Consider the following 15,225-nt stretch of genomic DNA (forward strand, 5'->3'; position numbering starts at 1 on the left):
CTTCTTCATCGCGTACTCGGCGCTGGCAAAGCTGCGTTGGCTCATGTTGGCGTGGCTGTGTCCGGGTTCCGCGCGGCATGCATGCATCGTGCCGGAGCGGTCAATTGATCAGCGTCTCCCTAGTTGCAATCAAACGGCTTCGCTGAGTTGCTTCAGCTTTCTTGACTTACGGAATGACCAGGCAGCAGCGAGCAGCACCCCCACTGCCGGCAAGAGTCTCTGCACGTAGCGGCCATATCCGAAGTGGTGTTCCCAGTAGTTTTGTTTCGCCTCGATAGGACTCTCTTCCACTCGCCCGCTGAAGGGCTCTCGCTGAAGAACGAGCCGCCACTGAACGGCGCCAAAGATTGGGTGGAACCACACATCGCCGACTGCCCCTTGCAACTTGCTTTCGCCACTGAAGCACGGCATGCGATAGCCAAGGTATCCGCACTTGAATTCCTTGCGTCCACTACTGGTGACGATGTACTGCTTCGCAGGAGCCCACCCTTTCCCGGTCCAGGAGGTCTCGCCTTCGATCTCAATCGTCCCCGTCCAATGAGAAGCGTCCTCCAACTTCGGAAACGGCAAGAGCAAGCGAATGAACAGCGGCGTCGCAGGGATGATCAAGATGCAAAAGGCAATAACACCAAAGAAGGCACCCATTGCGTAGCCGCTGGCAAGCTTCTGCAGTCTTGTTCGCTTCTGCTTTGTGTCGTCAATCAATGTCGTCATTCGTTTTCCCAAGTCAAATGAAAGCCAGACCATGGCGAGATAGTGAGCGTCACCTGGGGCATGCAAGGCAGCTCAATCGATCAGGTGCATGACGTTGCCTCTGCAATGTTCCACCTTGTTCGTGGCATAGGACTTACGGTCGGTGGCGTAGGTCGGCATCTCAGCGCTCGCCCAGGCTTTCGCTCACCGCCGTCTGCACCGGACTCAACAGGTAGTCGATCACTCGCCTTCTGCCAGTCTTGATCTCGGCCGTGAGGTTCATCCCCGGCGTGAGCTTGATGCGCTTGCCGTCCACGTTCACGCTGGTCTGCTGCAACTGCAGCGTGGCCGGGAAGATGGCGGCCTGCGGCTGGCCCTCCTTCACCTGCACCACCGCATCGCCGGTCACCCAGCGCACCTGCGCCGGCACCGTGCCGTAGCGGGTGAACGGGAAGGTCTCCAGCTTCACCTGGGCTTCCTGCCCCTCGTGCACGAAGCCGATGTCCTTGTTGTCGATGGTCACCTCGGCATTCACCTCGGCCTGCTCGGGCACGATCACCAGCAGCGTCTGCGCCGGCGTCACCACGCCGCCGGTGGTGCGGATGGCCAGCTGCTGGACGGTGCCGTTGACCGGGGCCTTGAGACTCGTGAGCCGCTCGCGCTGCTCGGCCTTGGCGCCCTCCTGCTGCAGCTGGGTGTGCTTCAGGCTCGCCTGCGCCAACCGCTCGTTGAGGGTGCGGCGGGTCTCCGCGAGATAGGCTTGGCGCTCCTGCTGGCTTTCATGCAGGGCGGCCTGGGCTTCCTGTAGCCGTGCCCGCTGGGTGGCCAGGTCGCGTTCGAGTTCGATGCGTTCGCGCGTGCGGTCCTGGCCCGCATGGCCGGCCACGAACCCCTGATCGGTCAGCGCCCGGAAGTCGGCTTCGCGCCGCTGTGCCAGCGGCAGCGTGGCTTCGAGCTTGGCGAGGCCGGCGCGCACCGTCTGCAGCTCGGCTTCGCGGCGGGCGATCTCGGCAGCCTGCTGCGCCTGGCGGGCGCTGAGGTCGGCCCATTCGGACTGCAGCTGGGTCTTGTCGCCCTCACCCCATCCCTCTCCCGCAGGGAGAGGGGGCAAGGCGGGTGGTCTGCCGCTGGCCAGCGCCTGCAGCAACGCGCGGCTGCGGGCGGCTTCGCTGCGGGCGGCTTCGCGTTGTTCCTGCAGGCTGGTGCGGTCGGCTTGCGGCGCGGTGGCGTCCAGCTCGATGAGCACCTGGCCGGCCTGCACCTGGTCGCCGTCCTTCACCTTGATGGCGGTGACCACGGCCGCCTCCAGCGGCTGGATCAGCTTGGTGCCGTCGCTCACCACGATGCGCCCGGGCGCCACCGCGACGATGTCGACCTGCCCGACACTGGCCCACAGCAGCGCGATGACGAACAAGCTCATGATGGCCCACAGCGCTCTTCTGGGCGCCGGGTGCGGCGGGCTCTCCTGCAGGCTCAAGGCGGCCGGCAGGAACGCCGCTTCGTCCGCCAGCCGCTTCGGGCCGGCCAGCTCGTGGCGGTGCTGCCAGGCGGCCTGCAGCACGGCCCTGTAGCGTGCCAGCAGCTCGACGACGGGGTGGCGTTGTGCTGGCGTCTGTGGTGCGCTCATGCCGCCCCGCCCTGCATGCGCCACAGGTGGGCGTACAGGCCCTGGGGCTTGGCCACCAATTGCTCGTGCGGGCCCATCTCGATGATGCGTCCCTTGTCCATCGCGACGATGCGGTGGGCGCCTCTGACGGCGCTCAGGCGGTGGGCAATGATGAGGACGGTGCGGCCCTGGCAGATGGCGGCCATGTTCTTCTGGATGATGGCTTCGCTTTCGTAGTCGAGCGCGCTGGTGGCTTCGTCGAAGATGAGGATGCGCGGGTGGGTGAACAGCGCCCGCGCGATGGCGATGCGCTGGCGCTGGCCGCCCGACAGGCCCGCGCCCTGCTCGCCCACCACGGTGTCGTAGCCCTCGGGCAGTTCGCTGATGAAGTCGTGGGCGCCGGCCAGTCTTGCGGCATGCATCACCTGCTCGATGGGCGCGGCCGGGTCGGTGATGGCGATGTTCTCGCGCACGCTGCGGTTGAACAGGAAGTTCTCCTGCAGCACCACGCCGACCTGCCTCCTGAGTTGCGCGGCGTCGATCAGGCTGATGTCGACGCCGTCGACCCGCACCTGGCCCTGCTCGGGGGTGTACAGGCGCTGCACGAGCTTGGTGAGGGTGCTCTTGCCGGAGCCGGAGCGCCCGACGATGCCGATCACCTCGCCGGCGCGGATGTCCAGGCTCACGCCGTGCAGCACCGGGGGGGCTTCCGGGCGGTAGCGGAAGTGCACCTGCTCCAGCGTGATGCGGCCCTTCAGCGGCGGCAGCTGCACGGCCGCCTGCGGCGGCACTTCGGTGCGGGTGTTGAGGATGTCGCCCAGGCGGCGCACCGAGAGGCCCGTCTGCTGGAAGTCGGTCCACATCTGGGCGATGCGCATGATGGGCTGGGCCACGCGCTGGGCGAACATGTTGAAGGCGATGAACTCGCCCAGGCTGAGCTGCTGCTGCATCACGGCACGCGCGCCGAACCACAGGGTGGCCGCGCCCACCAGCTTGCCGATGAGGTTGACGGCTTCATGGGCCCAGGTGGCCAGGGTCTGGGTCTTGAAGCTGGCCGACACGTAGGCGGCGAGCTGGTCGTCCCACTTGCGTGCAAGCGCGGGCTCGAGCGCGCCGGCCTTGACGGTCTGGATGCCGGTGATGGTTTCGACCAGCAGCGACTGGTTCTCGGCGCCGCGGGCGAATTTGTCGTTCAGCCGCCCGCGCAGGACGGGCACCACGGCCAGGCTCAGGGCCATGTACAGCGGCAGCGACACGAGCACGATGAGGGTGAGCTTGACGCTGTACAGCAGCATCACCGCCACGAAGACGAGCGAGAACAGCAGGTCGAGCACCAGCGTGAGGGCGTTGCCGGTGAGGAAGCTGCGGATGGTCTCCAGCTCGCGCACGCGCGCCACCGAGTCGCCCACGCGGCGGGCCTGGAAGTAGGCCAGCGGCAGGCTCACCAGGTGGCGGAACAGGCGCGCGCCGAGCTCGACGTCGATGCGGCTGGTGGTGTGGCTGAACACGTAGGCGCGCAGGCCGGTGAGCAGGCTTTCGAAGACGACGATGAACACCAGCCCGATGACCAGCACGTCCAGCGTGGCCAGGCCCTGGTGCACCAGCACCTTGTCCATCACCACCTGGAAGAACAGCGGCGAGACGAGTGCGAAGAGCTGCAGGAAGAGCGACACCACGAACACTTCGCCGAGCAGCTTGCGGTGCTTGACGAGGCTGGGCAGGAACCAGCTGAAGTCGAAGGCGGCGAGTTCGCCGGCCAGCGACGCGCGGCTGGTGATGAGGAGGAGTTCGCCGCTCCATTGCTCGGCGAACACCGCGAGCGGTTCGATGGTGGGGCGGCTGCCAGAGGCCCCCGCGTCTTGGAACAGCACGCGCTGGCCGTCGCATTGGGCCAGCACGACGACGCGGCCGTCGCGCATCAGGGCCAGTGCGGGCAGCGGGGTGAGTGAGAGGCGCTCAACGTCGGTGCGGCTGCGCTTGGCCTTGAGGCCGAGGTGTTTGGCCGCCAGCAGCAGGTCTTGCGGGGTGAGCGGCTCGCTGGGGGACTTGCCCAGCTGGTGCAGCAAGGCGGCGGGCTCGGCGGCCACCTGGTGCAGGCGGGCGATGAGGCACAGGGCGGCAAGCGGGGCCGCAGTAGCTGAACGCACCGGCTCTTCCGCGGAGTTCGCCGCTGCAGTGGCTGCCTCACGCGCCACATCACCCACTTCGATCAAGACGCCCTCGCCCCAAAAACTGATGACCCGGAGACGAGGTAGCGAGCGCGTGAACGGCTTGCTTCCTGTGAACTCCCAGCGAGACTGTAAGAAGTGTCACTGCCGGAGAAATGACCAATGGATGACCGAGGCGTGGTGGCGCGGTGACTCACCCATCTTGGGGGGCGGGCGGACTGCTGGTGGTACGCGACACAGGCTGTGGCCTCAAGCACCAGCTCGCGGCACACTTTTCGCGACCGCCTCTCTCATTTGGCGGGTGGCCTGCAGGTCAGCCGCAGCAACCTCCGGCCCTTCATTGGGCCGCAGCTGAACCTGAGGTTCTGGCGGGATGGCTAGGGCCGACGAAATGTGAAGGCCATTAGGCGACGAAGCCTCCGCCAGCGGGCGGGCTTGCCGCGATGTCGGCGCCTGCAGGGGTGCGTCGTCGCGAATGCCGGTCCGCTCGAGAGTGGCCGTGTCGTCGATTCCGTTGGATGTCAGGTGCTACCCAAGCTCGGGCGTCAGATCAAGCTGATCCGCGCGGCCAGTTGGGTCGCTTGATCACGAATAGCCCGAGCGGCGAAGGCCAGGCTTTCCAACTGGTCCGGGTTGAGCTGCGATCTGCCGGCGGCCAGCACAAGCACGGCTTTCAGTTGCTCAAGACCGCGATCGCAGCCGCGCGCCGCGTCGATGACACGGCCGCGCTGCTCCGGGTCGAGATGCACCAGCACCGGCACCATCGCGGCCAGCGTTTCGGCGCGCTGCGATCTGGATGGAATGTTCAGCACTGCACGGACGACGGCTTCCCGCTGCGCCCGCTGCAGATGTGGGATGCCGGCCACCAGTCCGCTGACGGCTTTGCCCTTGTGCAACGGGTCGGGCAGCTGCAACGCGTCGTCAAGTAGGCGGGCCGTGTCAGTCTTGTCCAGATGATCGAGCACAGGCCCAAGCCCAGCCAGCGCGGTCGCGCGGTGCTGCGGTTGCTGGATCGCGAGCGCGAGCTCGACGACCTCGGCGCGCGCGCCAGTGGAGATACCCGACATGCCGCTCGCCAGGGAGATCTTGGCCGGCGCGAAGCCCGAGCGTAAGGGCGATGCGCGATCCACACAACGCGAGAGCCTTGTCGTCGTCGGCCAGACGCTGCAACGCCAGCGGTCATCTCACGCATCGAAGCCCCCAGTTCCATCTGCTCAACCTCGTCGCAGCTGTGCCTGCGCAACGTGGTGCCGGCCAGCTTCCTGAAACCACGTTTTGACGCGATGGCGTCGGTGGTGTGCTTTCGACGACGCTGCAACCGCAGCAGTTCTATGCCGAGATGCGGGGACTGCCTCACAACACGGCATGGCTGGAGGTCGGCGCGCCGTTCGACGCGTCGCAGCTCGACGTGCGGGTGGTGAGCCACATCCGACGCTGGACCGGCTGGACGCTCACGGAAAGCTCACTGCAACGCGGAACATCGTCGCGCACTTTCTGTTGGCAAGAGGCGAAAGGGTTCCTCCACTGCCCACTTCCGACGGCTACTCATACCTGGAAGCGCAAGACGCCGGTTTGACTGCCCCCAGCATCGCGGATGGCGGAGCCATCCGCTTGTTCTAACCTCTTTCGGATGCAGGGATCGGACGATTTCAGGCGCTGCTCCAGAGAGAGCGCTTGTTCAAGTAATTCATTCCGACGTCCAGCGCGCAGGTGGGCATGCCTGACGGCTAGGGCTGGCTTGGCCGCATTGCGGGGCGTGCAGAAAGGCAGACTCTGATCAGTTGAACGGCGAACGTCATGTGGCCGGGTTCGTTTCCGCCGAGATCTTGCACGGATCAGTGTGCGGGACAGGGGGCGGTACCCCGACAGCAAAGCGTGCTGCGTATGCGTACCGCTCAGCGCCAATATTTGCCTTGGCTTCGCGCCAGCGTGATGTCGGTGTATCTCGAACCGTTGCGGTAGTCGCGATCCATCACCACATCGAATCCGCCGAGGCTCAACTTGCCGATCGATCGCATCGCTTCGGCAAGCGCCTCTGGAGTCGGTTTGGCAGCGCCGTTCATGCGGCGCAGGCCTTCTACCAGCACCTGCGCGCTGATGTAGCCTTCGAGGCTCCAGTAGCCAAACTCCGACTTCCCGGCGCTCGTCATCGCCTTTTGGTACTTGTCGACGATCGGGAAAGAACCCGGCACCCACGGATAGGGCATGACCTGGGTGACGGCGATGCTTGCGCCCTGCTTTGCCAGTTCACCGAATACGTCGCCGGCCGATGAGATCGTGTAATAAGTCAGCGCCGCACCGCCCTGCTTGCGAAGTTCCTGTATGAGGTCGGCGCACATCTTCCCTGGGCAGAACAAGACCACGGCCTGCGTTTCCTTGGGCTTGAGGTCGGCGGCTGCCTTGACGAGATCCACCGAGCCCGGCTGGACGTTGACGGCGGTGAAGAACTTGCGTCCGGACTTGGCCAACAGCGCGCCCATGTGCTCAAACATCACCTTCGACTCGGGGATGAACAAGGAGAAGAAGCTGATCCGCGTGGCGCCCACGGTTTCCAAGTGCGTGGCGATCCGTGTCGTTTCGTCCTTGAAGCTGGCCCTCACGTTGAAGATGTAGTCGTTGCCGGGTTGCCGAAGGCTCGACACGCCGGTCGCTGCGGCAATGAACGGCACCTTGTTTTGCGTGGCCACCGCGGCGCCAGCCACCGAGGCCGGCGTATTGACGAAGCCGAACAAGCCCAGAGCGCCTTCATCGATCAGCGTCTTGGCGTTTTCGGCCGCGCGCTTCGGGTCGTAGCCGTCGTCGAGTGTGCGCAACTCAATGCGCCGCCCCCGAACGCCGCCGGAGCGGTTCACGTCATCGAGATAAGCTTTGGCACCATCGACGAAGGCCTTGCCAGCAGCCGCCGCCGGCCCCGTCAAGGGAGCCGACTGACCGATCAAGATGGGGTCAGCGGCCTGAGCGGCCATGCAGAAGGTCATGGCAAATGCAAGGGCGACTGTTTTCATGAAGACTCCAAGTGCGTCTCGGCCTAAGCAGGCCGCAGGAGTATTCGGTCGGCCCACGTCACCAGTCATTACGGAATCATGACGTCAACCTTACGAGACGAGTGTGCGTGAACAAAGTCTCCGGCTTATTTCACGTCCATCAAAGCCGGCAGGAACAATGCGAACCACTCGAACTCGAGCACGATCACGAGCGCTGCGACCAGCGCCACGACGAAGATCCAAACGCCGCGAAAGATCTGGACCATCTGGACGTCCTTCAGCAGCGAACTGAGCACGAACAGGTTCATGCCCACCGGCGGGGATATCAGGCCGATCTGCACGACCAGCACGATCAGCACACCAAACCAGACCGGGTCGAAGCCGAGCTGCAACACGATCGGGAAGAACACCGGGATGGTGAGAAGCACCATCGACAGCTCCTCCATGATGGTGCCGAGGATCACGTAGATCAGCATCATCGCGCCGACGATGGCAATCGGCGGCAGGCCCAGGCCCAGGATCCATGTCTTCAGGTCGCCCGGCATGGTCGTGAAGTTGACGAAGCCGGCGAAGATCATCGCCGCGATCAAGATCGTGAACAGCATCGCTGTCGTGCGAGCGCTCTCCGCAAGCACCTCGAACAAAACCTTGAGCGTGAGCGTGCGCCGGGCCAGTGCGAAGAAGAAGGCGCCCGAGGCCCCGATACCGGCGCCTTCGGTTGCGGTGAAGACCCCGCCGTAAATGCCCCCCAGCACCACGACCACGAGCAGCGCCACGCCCCAGACGCCCTGCAGCGCACGCAGCCGCTCGGGCCACGAGCTGCGTTCGCCGGCCGGCCCGGCAGTCGGGTCACGCCAAGTGATCCAGGCGACGCCTGCCATCAGCAGGGCCGCACACAACAAGCCTGGCAGCACACCGGCCGCGAACAGCTTCCCAATGTGGGTCTCGGTCACGATGCCGTAGATCACGAGGATCGTCGACGGCGGGATCATGATGCCCAGCGTGCCACCGGCAGCGATGACCCCGCTGGACAAGTAGTCGGCATACCCCAGCTTCTTCATCGACGGGTAGGCCACCTTGCTCATCGTTGCCGCGGTGGCAATCGACGAGCCGCAGATGGCCCCGAAACCGGCGCACGCAAGGATCGTTGCGTGCGCCAGTCCGCCGCGCACGTGGCCAACGAAGACATAGGCAGCGCGAAACAGTTCATGGGCCAACCCGGCACGCGCGACGAAGTTCCCCATCAGGATGAACAGCGGAACCACGCTCAGCGTGTAGGCGAAACCCGTCTCATAGACGACTTGCGCCACACTCGCCGCACTGGCAGACCAGCCACGCAGCAATCCCAGGCCGACAAAACCGACCAAGCCCATCGCGAACGCCAAGGGCACGCGCAACAGCGCCAACACGAACACGGCGCCAAACCCGACCAAGGCCTCGATCATGGCAGGGCCTCCTCGGCAACTCCGGGGTGATGATGGGCGGTCGGTGAGAACAGGAGCAGCAGGTGCACCAGCGCCGTCGTGGCGAGCAGCACACTCATCGCGTGGACGAAGGGGCCTTGGGGGATGCCGAGTTGGGCCGTGGTGTCGCCGTACTCCGCCAGCTGGTTCGCCTTGTCCCACATCAGCCAGGAGACAGCGCCCAGCACCCCGGCACAGGTCACTTCGACCACCAGACCCTGAGCGCGGCGAACCCAGCGCTCGAGCAACGGATCGAGCGAATCGAACACCACGTGCTCGCCGTGCAGTGACACCAGCGGCATGGCAGCAAAGATGACGACAACCATCAGCAGCTCGGTCAGCTCCAGCGAGCCGGGTACCGATGCGTTCAGCAGCTTGCGCCCGCCGACATCGAGCAACGTGAGCACCATGATCGCGAACAGCGCCAACGCCGACAGCGCACCGCAGGCGCGGTCAAGCAGCGTCTTGATCTTCTTCAGCATGAGTTTGTCCTTTTGGCCGCCGCATCAGCCGCGGTATCCACGAATGCGCTGGTTCCCCCGCCAACGCCGTGGCGGCTCAGTTTTCGAGCTTGGCCACCTCGGAGCGCAGCGCATTGAGCACCTTGCGCGGCTCCTTGAGGCCCTTGGCTTCGGCGGCTTTGATCCAGTTCGCCTCCAGCTGAGCGGTGCGGTTTCCAATCGCTTTCACGAAAGCCGCGTCGGCCTTCGTGAACTGCACACCAGAAGCCTGCATGAAGGCCATGCCGCGGCGATCGACACGGTCCCAGCCACGGCCGAACATGCGTGCCGCGGATTCGCCTGAGATCTCGTCCACGGCCTTCTTGCCCTCGGGTGGTAGCCGGTCGTAGGCGGCCGGGTTCATCATGAACACGAAGCTGGTGTTGTACAGGCCGCCCGGGAACGTGGTTCCGTACCTGACTATCTTGTCGATCTTGAACGCCTCGACCGACTCGGCCGGGAACAGCGTGCCATCCATCACACCGGTGGACAGCAGTTCGTAACTCTCGGTCGACGGCTTGAGCGTCACGTTCATGCCGAGTGCCGTGCCGATCTCGTTGGCCATGCCGCCACCGATGCGGAACTTCAGGCCCGACAGGTCGTCGATGCTCGTGATGGGTCGCTTGGTGTTGAACACCATGCCAGGGCCGTGCGTGAACAGCGACAGCACCTTGATTCCCTTGTGCTCGTCCCGCATCGCGGGTGTGCGCGCGAAGACGCGCTGCAACGCGACCGAGGTCGCCTCGGCCGAGTTGCCCAGGAACGGCATCTCCGCCATCTGGGTCGTCACGAAACGCCCAGGCGTGTACCCGTGAACCGTGAACGACACGTCGGCCAGACCGTTGCGCACGGCATCCAGGCTGCCGGGAGGCGCCGCCACCGCGCGCGGCAGGATGTTGCATTTGACCTTGCCCACCGACTTCTGGTCGAGCTGGCCGCACCACTCCTTCAGTGACTCCGCCAGCATGTGTGAGGGCGGAACCCAGCTCGACACGGTGAGTACCGTCTGCGCAGAAACGGCATTGAACCCCAAGCCTGCAGCGAGGGCGAGCATGAGGCGGGGCAACAGACGGGCCTTGATGACGGACATCGTTATCTCCGTGTGGTGATGAAGGAAGGAACTTGTTGACTTTGTTGGCATACGGGATGAATGGGCACGAGATTTCTTACAGCGCCAGGCCGCCGACGCTCGTGCCGCCGCACACGTACAGCACCTGCCCGGTGATGAAACCGCTATCCCGGTTGGCAAAGAACGAAACCGCGCGCGCAACGTCTGCTGCTTCACCAAGCCGACGCACCGGCACCGAAGCCGCGAGTTGGCGCTCTTTGTCGCTGCCGGCGGGCACCACGTCGTAGAACATGTCGGTGCGGATCGGGCCCGGCGCCACCACGTTCACCGTGATGCCATCGGCACCCAGCTCGAGCGCCCATGTGCGTGCCATGCCCAACATGCCGGCCTTGGTGGCCGAGTAGGTGGTGCGGCTCGCCAGCCCGAGCGCGGCGCGCGACGATAACAGGATCACGCGGCCAAAGTGCCGGGCCCGCATCGCAGGGAGTGCGGCCTGCACGAGCTGGATGGCACAGCCCAGGTGCAGATCGACCAGCATGTCGAGGTCTTCGAGCTTGGTGTCTTCCAGAAACGCTGCCCTGAGGACCCCCGCGTTGTGCACCACGGTGGTGACCTCAAACCCTCGTGTGACTTCGCGTGCTGCTTCTCCGGTTGCCTTGCGATCGGCCAAGTCGACACAAACGCTGTGCATGCGTGGATGGCCGATGTCGGCCTTGCGCCGCGCCAACGACACGACCTCGAATCCCTCCGCCAGCAGCGTCTCGCAGATCGCCTTGCCGATGCCGGCGCTGCCGCCCGTGACGAGAGCAACCCTTGGCACGCTGTCTTGCGGTGCAAACGACTCTGTCATTGTCAAGAGCGGTTCATGGCAGTACCTGCAATGCGGGTCAGATGAACAGTTGCACCGCAGGCAGCGCGGCATCGCAATTGAGCAGGTTGACCCTCTTGAGCGTCATCCGCAGGACACCGTCTTGTACCGTGAGGTGGTGAAACATCGTCCCCACATAGAACTGCAGCTCATCGCCCTGTGCCTCGGTGTAGTGGAACTCGGTGCGAACGACGAAGCGTTGGGCCACGTCGTCGAACTCCTCGACGGATGGGGTCTGCAGCAGATGGTGGCAACGGCTGGCGGGCTGCTGCGAAAACGCCCGCGGGCTCTTCAGCCGCTGGATGCGCAGATCGCGCAGCAGCTTGTCTTCATACATGTGCGAGGTGTGCTGAAGCCCCTCCGGCTGGTCGGGCACGAGCGGCACCCAGTAGTAGCCGTCGTCGGTGAACAGCGCGTTCCACTGTTCGTAGCGCTTCGCATCGAGAAGGCGGGCCTCGTGGACGACGAAATCGATCAGGTCTTGACGTGTGATGGTGCTCATGGTTTTGCCCTCACATCGTCAGCGTCATGAACTTGAGCCAGGCGCGGAACTGGTTGCGCATCGAGATCTCGCTCGTGCCGGTGCTCGTGACCTCTTTCTGGCCGATCTCCGCTGCATCGAAGTTGCGGTGCAGGCTCACCCATTCGTTGCCGCTGGCCCGCAGGCCGGCCTGCATGCCGCGGTAGGCATGGAGGTCGTCGTGGCCGACGACGGAGAACGGAGAGTTGATCAGGCGGTTGTACATGCAGGTGCGCTCCAGCAACTGGGGAGGAGCACCCTTCAGCCGGAAGGTCCAGCTCTCGACCAACGTCTTGTCGACCGCGATCGGCTTGACGACACGAATCGACTGGATGGCGCCCTTGATGGTGAGGTTCGGGTAGTACACGGTGTTGTGCCGGGCCAGGCCCAAGATTTGTGCGGTCCGCTCTTCGCCATAGGCGGCCCTCATCGCCTCGTCGTATTCGGGAATGGCAGAGTACTTGCTGTGGATGCTGTAGTTCACCCCCGAGAAGCTGTGACCGTTCTCGTACACGCGCACGCCCATGTCCTCAAAGAACTTGTAGTCCGACATGAACGGTACGAACTGCTCGATGGCCATCGGCTTCGGCTCATCGGCCGGCTTGGCGGCCCACATCGACTTCGCAGTACCGGCCGACGACTCGTGCGCCACCATCGGGTGCATGGTGTCGTTGAGGTTCTCGACGAACATCTTCCAGTTGCACTGATGCATGAAACGCAGGCACCCGCCGGCGATCTCTAGTTCGCCCTCCGGCGAGCGGTCGGCCATGTTGTCGATGGACGAAAGCGACTCGCCGAAGTACTCCTCGAAGTCGGGCCCAGCGTCGTTGAGTTTCACGAATATGAAGCCGCGGTACAGCCGCACATGCCTTACCTGCGTCAAGCCCTTGCTCGCGTCGCATTCGTTGAGCTGTGTGCCCTCGTAGCCCTTCTTCAGCGGTATCGCCAGCAGCGAACCGTCGGTCTTGTAGGCCCACGCGTGGTACGGGCAGCGAAAGAAGTTGCCGGTATTGCCACAGGCCTGGCTAACGAGGCGGGAGCCTTTGTGGGCGCACCGGTTCATCATCGCCCTGACCGATTTGTCCCCCTGGCGCACGACGATCAGAGGCCGGCCGGCAATGTCAACGGTGATGTAGTCACCCGCCTTCGGCAACTGGCTGTCGTGGCCGACGAAGTTCCAGGTGTTGGCGAAGAAGTGCTCCTGCTCGAGTGCGAACAGTTCCTCGCTCAGGTAGACGTCCCGGTGCACCTGGTCCGGCCGGACCAGCGCGCGCACCGCATCTGGGTTGCCTCTGTATGGCATGTGATTGGAGGGCATCGCAAGTGTGGGAGTGGTTCAGGAGGCGGCCGGGTTGACGCCAACAAGGTGGGATCATATTAGTGGCCAATGGCTGCACCGTCTCGGAGTGGCGGGTGCTGGCCACTCGCAGACGGCATCCCAATGACCGTGTGGCGCCTGGTGCAGGTCACCGTGACCAAACAGCCCACGATCACCGGGGTTGCGGATCGGACGGAAGAGAAACGCTACGTCGAACGCCTTCCCTACAAGACCGACCGTCGCATTACGAGAACCGGCGAAGCCATGGAACCGCCTGATGCCTCCGGCTCGCGAGCATGAACGGCACATCCTGGAGCCTTTTGGTCAGCAACGCACGGAGGAGCTGAAATCCATCCTGCGCGGCATCATCCAGCTGCGTCGCGCGCCCGCGCCGGGAACCGGCGTCGCGATCCCCAAGCGGGAACCGTGACGCCACGGAGCTCGGCAGGCCTTCCTGCACTCCCGCGGGAACGAACGTTTGCGTTGACCGGAACCGCCTTGATGGAGCGGCCTTCGTACGCGTCCAGGCGCTGCCCGAGCATGGTGGCCTTGGGGCCATCCTTGTGCGGAAAGTCCAGCACCAGGAGGCGGGCGTTCTGCGGCCCGTTCAGCAAGGCCTGTATCGCTGCGATGGCGTGCAGTCAGCGCGCATGAACGGGCATGATGCCGGCGCTTACCTGCGCGACGTGCTGCAGGCGCTGCCAACGCAGCTAAACACCCAGCTTGAGGAGTTGTTGCCGCATCGCTGGACGCCGCGAGGCGCCTGAACAGCCGTCGTTGGAAACCGAAGCCGTCAACTTCTCGGATAGTCAGGGATATGAACTGGAAAGCAATCTCGAAGATTCTTCTTCTATCGTCGGTCGCGATCTTCGTCCTGGGCATTGGAATGACGACCGCATTTGCTCCTTGCTTCAGTCCTGGCGCCGTAGTGACAGAGATAGCAGTGGGAGCCGCTGCGCTGTCATGCCTCGGCTTGCTCGTCGCGACAGTCAAGGGGCAGTCTCATTGGACAAGACTCGCCGCCGGTGTCACCGGCACCTGCGTCATCGCATTCATCGGCTTCTGGTGGACGCTCATGCTGTGCCGTGGTGTGTGACCGCGGTCGCATCTGATACCTGACCAACGCTGGCGCGGATCGTCAACATGGGCCGATTGGAGGCTCACACTCCTTGAGCTCGCTCATCACGAGCATCAGCTTGAACTGCACATCCTCGCCGGGCGACGACAGCACGGCCAGGAACTTGCACCGCTTTAGTTGACGCATGGCTGGCGCCGCTGGACCTTCCCGAAGGTGGCCGGCGGCAGGTTGTTCAACGACGAGTGAGGCGCTGGTGGTTGTAGAAGCCGATGTAGCTGTGCAGGGCTCGGCGCAACTGGGCGTCCGTCTCGAACGTCTTGCCGTGCAGGCTCTCGGTCTTCATCGAATGGAAGAACGATTCCACGTGCGCGTTGTCGTTCATCTTGCCCGCTCGGTTCATGCTCTGTAAGCGGCTAGCGAATTCAGATTGACGCGTCGCGAGCCTTGCCATCCCTCGCCACATGTCAGCGCCCAGCGGAAATCACCGCAGCTCTTGTTCGATGGAGCACGATCCTTCGGACCAGGACACGTGGGCCATTGCGCCTTGGACTAGTGTCCACTGAGGGCCGACGTGTCCGATGTCCACATCGACGATGACCGGTGCCGACAAGCCGGAAAACGCCGCATCGAGAGCGTCGCGCGTTGCGAAGTCGGGTGCGTCAGTTGTCGAGGATGGTGCATTGCGGCCGATTAGTACGCCAGCGACGCCATCGAACCAGCCGGACAGCCGCAGCCCATACAGGGCGCGTGCCATTTCGAACGGCTTGAGTTCGGCGTTCTCGAGAAAGACGATGACGCCATCGTCCTTGTGTGAGTTGGTGAATTCCCTGACGGCGCCTAAGGATGCGCTGATCAATGAGCGCCGTCGCTCGAGTTGAACCGATGCAACGCCACGATGACATTGCGTACGCCGTGAACCACGCGGTGCGTGGCCTCACAGCGATGTCTGAATCCTCTT

17 protein-coding genes are annotated in these 15,225 nt (G+C 64.2%); 4 read left to right on the top strand and 13 right to left on the bottom strand.

Annotated elements, in window-relative coordinates:
• Positions 1 to 129: 129 nt before the first annotated feature.
• From E8D38_RS26600 to E8D38_RS26615, 4 genes are all read right to left on the bottom strand, one after another.
• Positions 130 to 714, bottom strand: a complete 585-nt coding sequence (locus E8D38_RS26600) for a hypothetical protein (protein WP_140637305.1) — start codon at positions 712 to 714, stop codon at positions 130 to 132.
• A 160-nt stretch (positions 715 to 874) separates the two neighbouring features.
• Positions 875 to 2,320 (bottom strand): HlyD family type I secretion periplasmic adaptor subunit, encoded by a 1,446-nt coding sequence (locus E8D38_RS26605; RefSeq protein WP_140637306.1) that lies wholly within the window; start codon positions 2,318 to 2,320, stop codon positions 875 to 877.
• Positions 2,317 to 4,446 (bottom strand): type I secretion system permease/ATPase, encoded by a 2,130-nt coding sequence (locus tag E8D38_RS26610; protein ID WP_140637307.1) that lies wholly within the window; start codon positions 4,444 to 4,446, stop codon positions 2,317 to 2,319. Before E8D38_RS26610 ends, E8D38_RS26605 begins: the two co-directional genes overlap by 4 nt.
• A 566-nt stretch (positions 4,447 to 5,012) precedes the next feature.
• Positions 5,013 to 5,597: a hypothetical protein gene (locus E8D38_RS26615; protein ID WP_140637308.1), complete on the bottom strand. Its 585-nt coding sequence runs from the start codon at positions 5,595 to 5,597 to the stop codon at positions 5,013 to 5,015.
• A 167-nt stretch (positions 5,598 to 5,764) separates the two neighbouring features.
• Here E8D38_RS26615 and E8D38_RS26620 point away from each other — a divergent pair, with 167 nt between their 5' ends.
• Positions 5,765 to 6,043: a hypothetical protein gene (locus E8D38_RS26620; RefSeq protein WP_140637309.1), complete on the top strand. Its 279-nt coding sequence runs from the start codon at positions 5,765 to 5,767 to the stop codon at positions 6,041 to 6,043.
• A gap of 319 nt (positions 6,044 to 6,362) precedes the next feature.
• Here E8D38_RS26620 and E8D38_RS26625 read toward each other — a convergent pair whose 3' ends face one another.
• From E8D38_RS26625 to E8D38_RS26655, 7 genes are all read right to left on the bottom strand, one after another.
• On the bottom strand, positions 6,363 to 7,472 hold the full coding sequence (locus tag E8D38_RS26625; RefSeq protein WP_181179489.1) for an ABC transporter substrate-binding protein: 1,110 nt from the start codon (positions 7,470 to 7,472) through the stop codon (positions 6,363 to 6,365).
• A 125-nt stretch (positions 7,473 to 7,597) separates the two neighbouring features.
• Entirely contained in the window at positions 7,598 to 8,896 is a 1,299-nt protein-coding gene (locus E8D38_RS26630) for a TRAP transporter large permease (RefSeq protein WP_140637311.1), read from the bottom strand.
• Entirely contained in the window at positions 8,893 to 9,396 is a 504-nt protein-coding gene (locus E8D38_RS26635) for a TRAP transporter small permease (RefSeq protein WP_246099708.1), read from the bottom strand. The genes E8D38_RS26630 and E8D38_RS26635 overlap by 4 nt, the downstream gene beginning before the upstream one ends.
• A gap of 76 nt (positions 9,397 to 9,472) precedes the next feature.
• A complete protein-coding gene (locus E8D38_RS26640; RefSeq protein ID WP_246099710.1) occupies positions 9,473 to 10,699 on the bottom strand; it encodes a TRAP transporter substrate-binding protein in 1,227 nt (408 codons plus the stop codon).
• On the bottom strand, positions 10,581 to 11,333 hold the full coding sequence (locus E8D38_RS26645) for an SDR family NAD(P)-dependent oxidoreductase (RefSeq protein ID WP_181179500.1): 753 nt from the start codon (positions 11,331 to 11,333) through the stop codon (positions 10,581 to 10,583). The genes E8D38_RS26640 and E8D38_RS26645 overlap by 119 nt, the downstream gene beginning before the upstream one ends.
• Before the next feature lie 37 nt (positions 11,334 to 11,370).
• Positions 11,371 to 11,853, bottom strand: coding sequence for an aromatic-ring-hydroxylating dioxygenase subunit beta (locus E8D38_RS26650; RefSeq protein WP_140637312.1), 483 nt, complete (start codon positions 11,851 to 11,853; stop codon positions 11,371 to 11,373).
• Between the two features lie 10 nt (positions 11,854 to 11,863).
• Positions 11,864 to 13,174: an aromatic ring-hydroxylating oxygenase subunit alpha gene (locus tag E8D38_RS26655; protein WP_425462822.1), complete on the bottom strand. Its 1,311-nt coding sequence runs from the start codon at positions 13,172 to 13,174 to the stop codon at positions 11,864 to 11,866.
• Positions 13,175 to 13,466: 292 nt separating this feature from the next.
• On the opposite strand from E8D38_RS26655, the gene E8D38_RS28500 reads away from it, so the two are divergent.
• From E8D38_RS28500 to E8D38_RS26665, 3 genes are all read left to right on the top strand, one after another.
• On the top strand, positions 13,467 to 13,619 hold the full coding sequence (locus E8D38_RS28500; protein WP_181179492.1) for a hypothetical protein: 153 nt from the start codon (positions 13,467 to 13,469) through the stop codon (positions 13,617 to 13,619).
• 205 nt (positions 13,620 to 13,824) lie between these two features.
• Positions 13,825 to 13,956: a transposase domain-containing protein gene (locus E8D38_RS26660; RefSeq protein ID WP_425462823.1), complete on the top strand. Its 132-nt coding sequence runs from the start codon at positions 13,825 to 13,827 to the stop codon at positions 13,954 to 13,956.
• A gap of 50 nt (positions 13,957 to 14,006) precedes the next feature.
• Positions 14,007 to 14,285: a hypothetical protein gene (locus E8D38_RS26665; RefSeq protein ID WP_140637314.1), complete on the top strand. Its 279-nt coding sequence runs from the start codon at positions 14,007 to 14,009 to the stop codon at positions 14,283 to 14,285.
• Positions 14,286 to 14,499: 214 nt separating this feature from the next.
• On the opposite strand, the gene E8D38_RS28505 is transcribed toward E8D38_RS26665, so the two are convergent.
• Together E8D38_RS28505 and E8D38_RS26675 are read right to left on the bottom strand one after the other, a co-directional pair.
• The gene (locus E8D38_RS28505) at positions 14,500 to 14,730 is read right to left on the bottom strand and encodes an IS3 family transposase (RefSeq protein WP_140637315.1); all 231 of its coding nucleotides are present in this window, start codon (positions 14,728 to 14,730) and stop codon (positions 14,500 to 14,502) included.
• Between the two features lie 18 nt (positions 14,731 to 14,748).
• Positions 14,749 to 15,123, bottom strand: a complete 375-nt coding sequence (locus tag E8D38_RS26675) for a S66 peptidase family protein (protein WP_140637316.1) — start codon at positions 15,121 to 15,123, stop codon at positions 14,749 to 14,751.
• Between the last annotated feature and the right edge of the window lie 102 nt (positions 15,124 to 15,225).

The sequence above is a fragment of the Methylibium rhizosphaerae genome (assembly GCF_006386545.1).
GTDB lineage: Bacteria > Pseudomonadota > Gammaproteobacteria > Burkholderiales > Burkholderiaceae_C > Pseudorivibacter > Pseudorivibacter rhizosphaerae.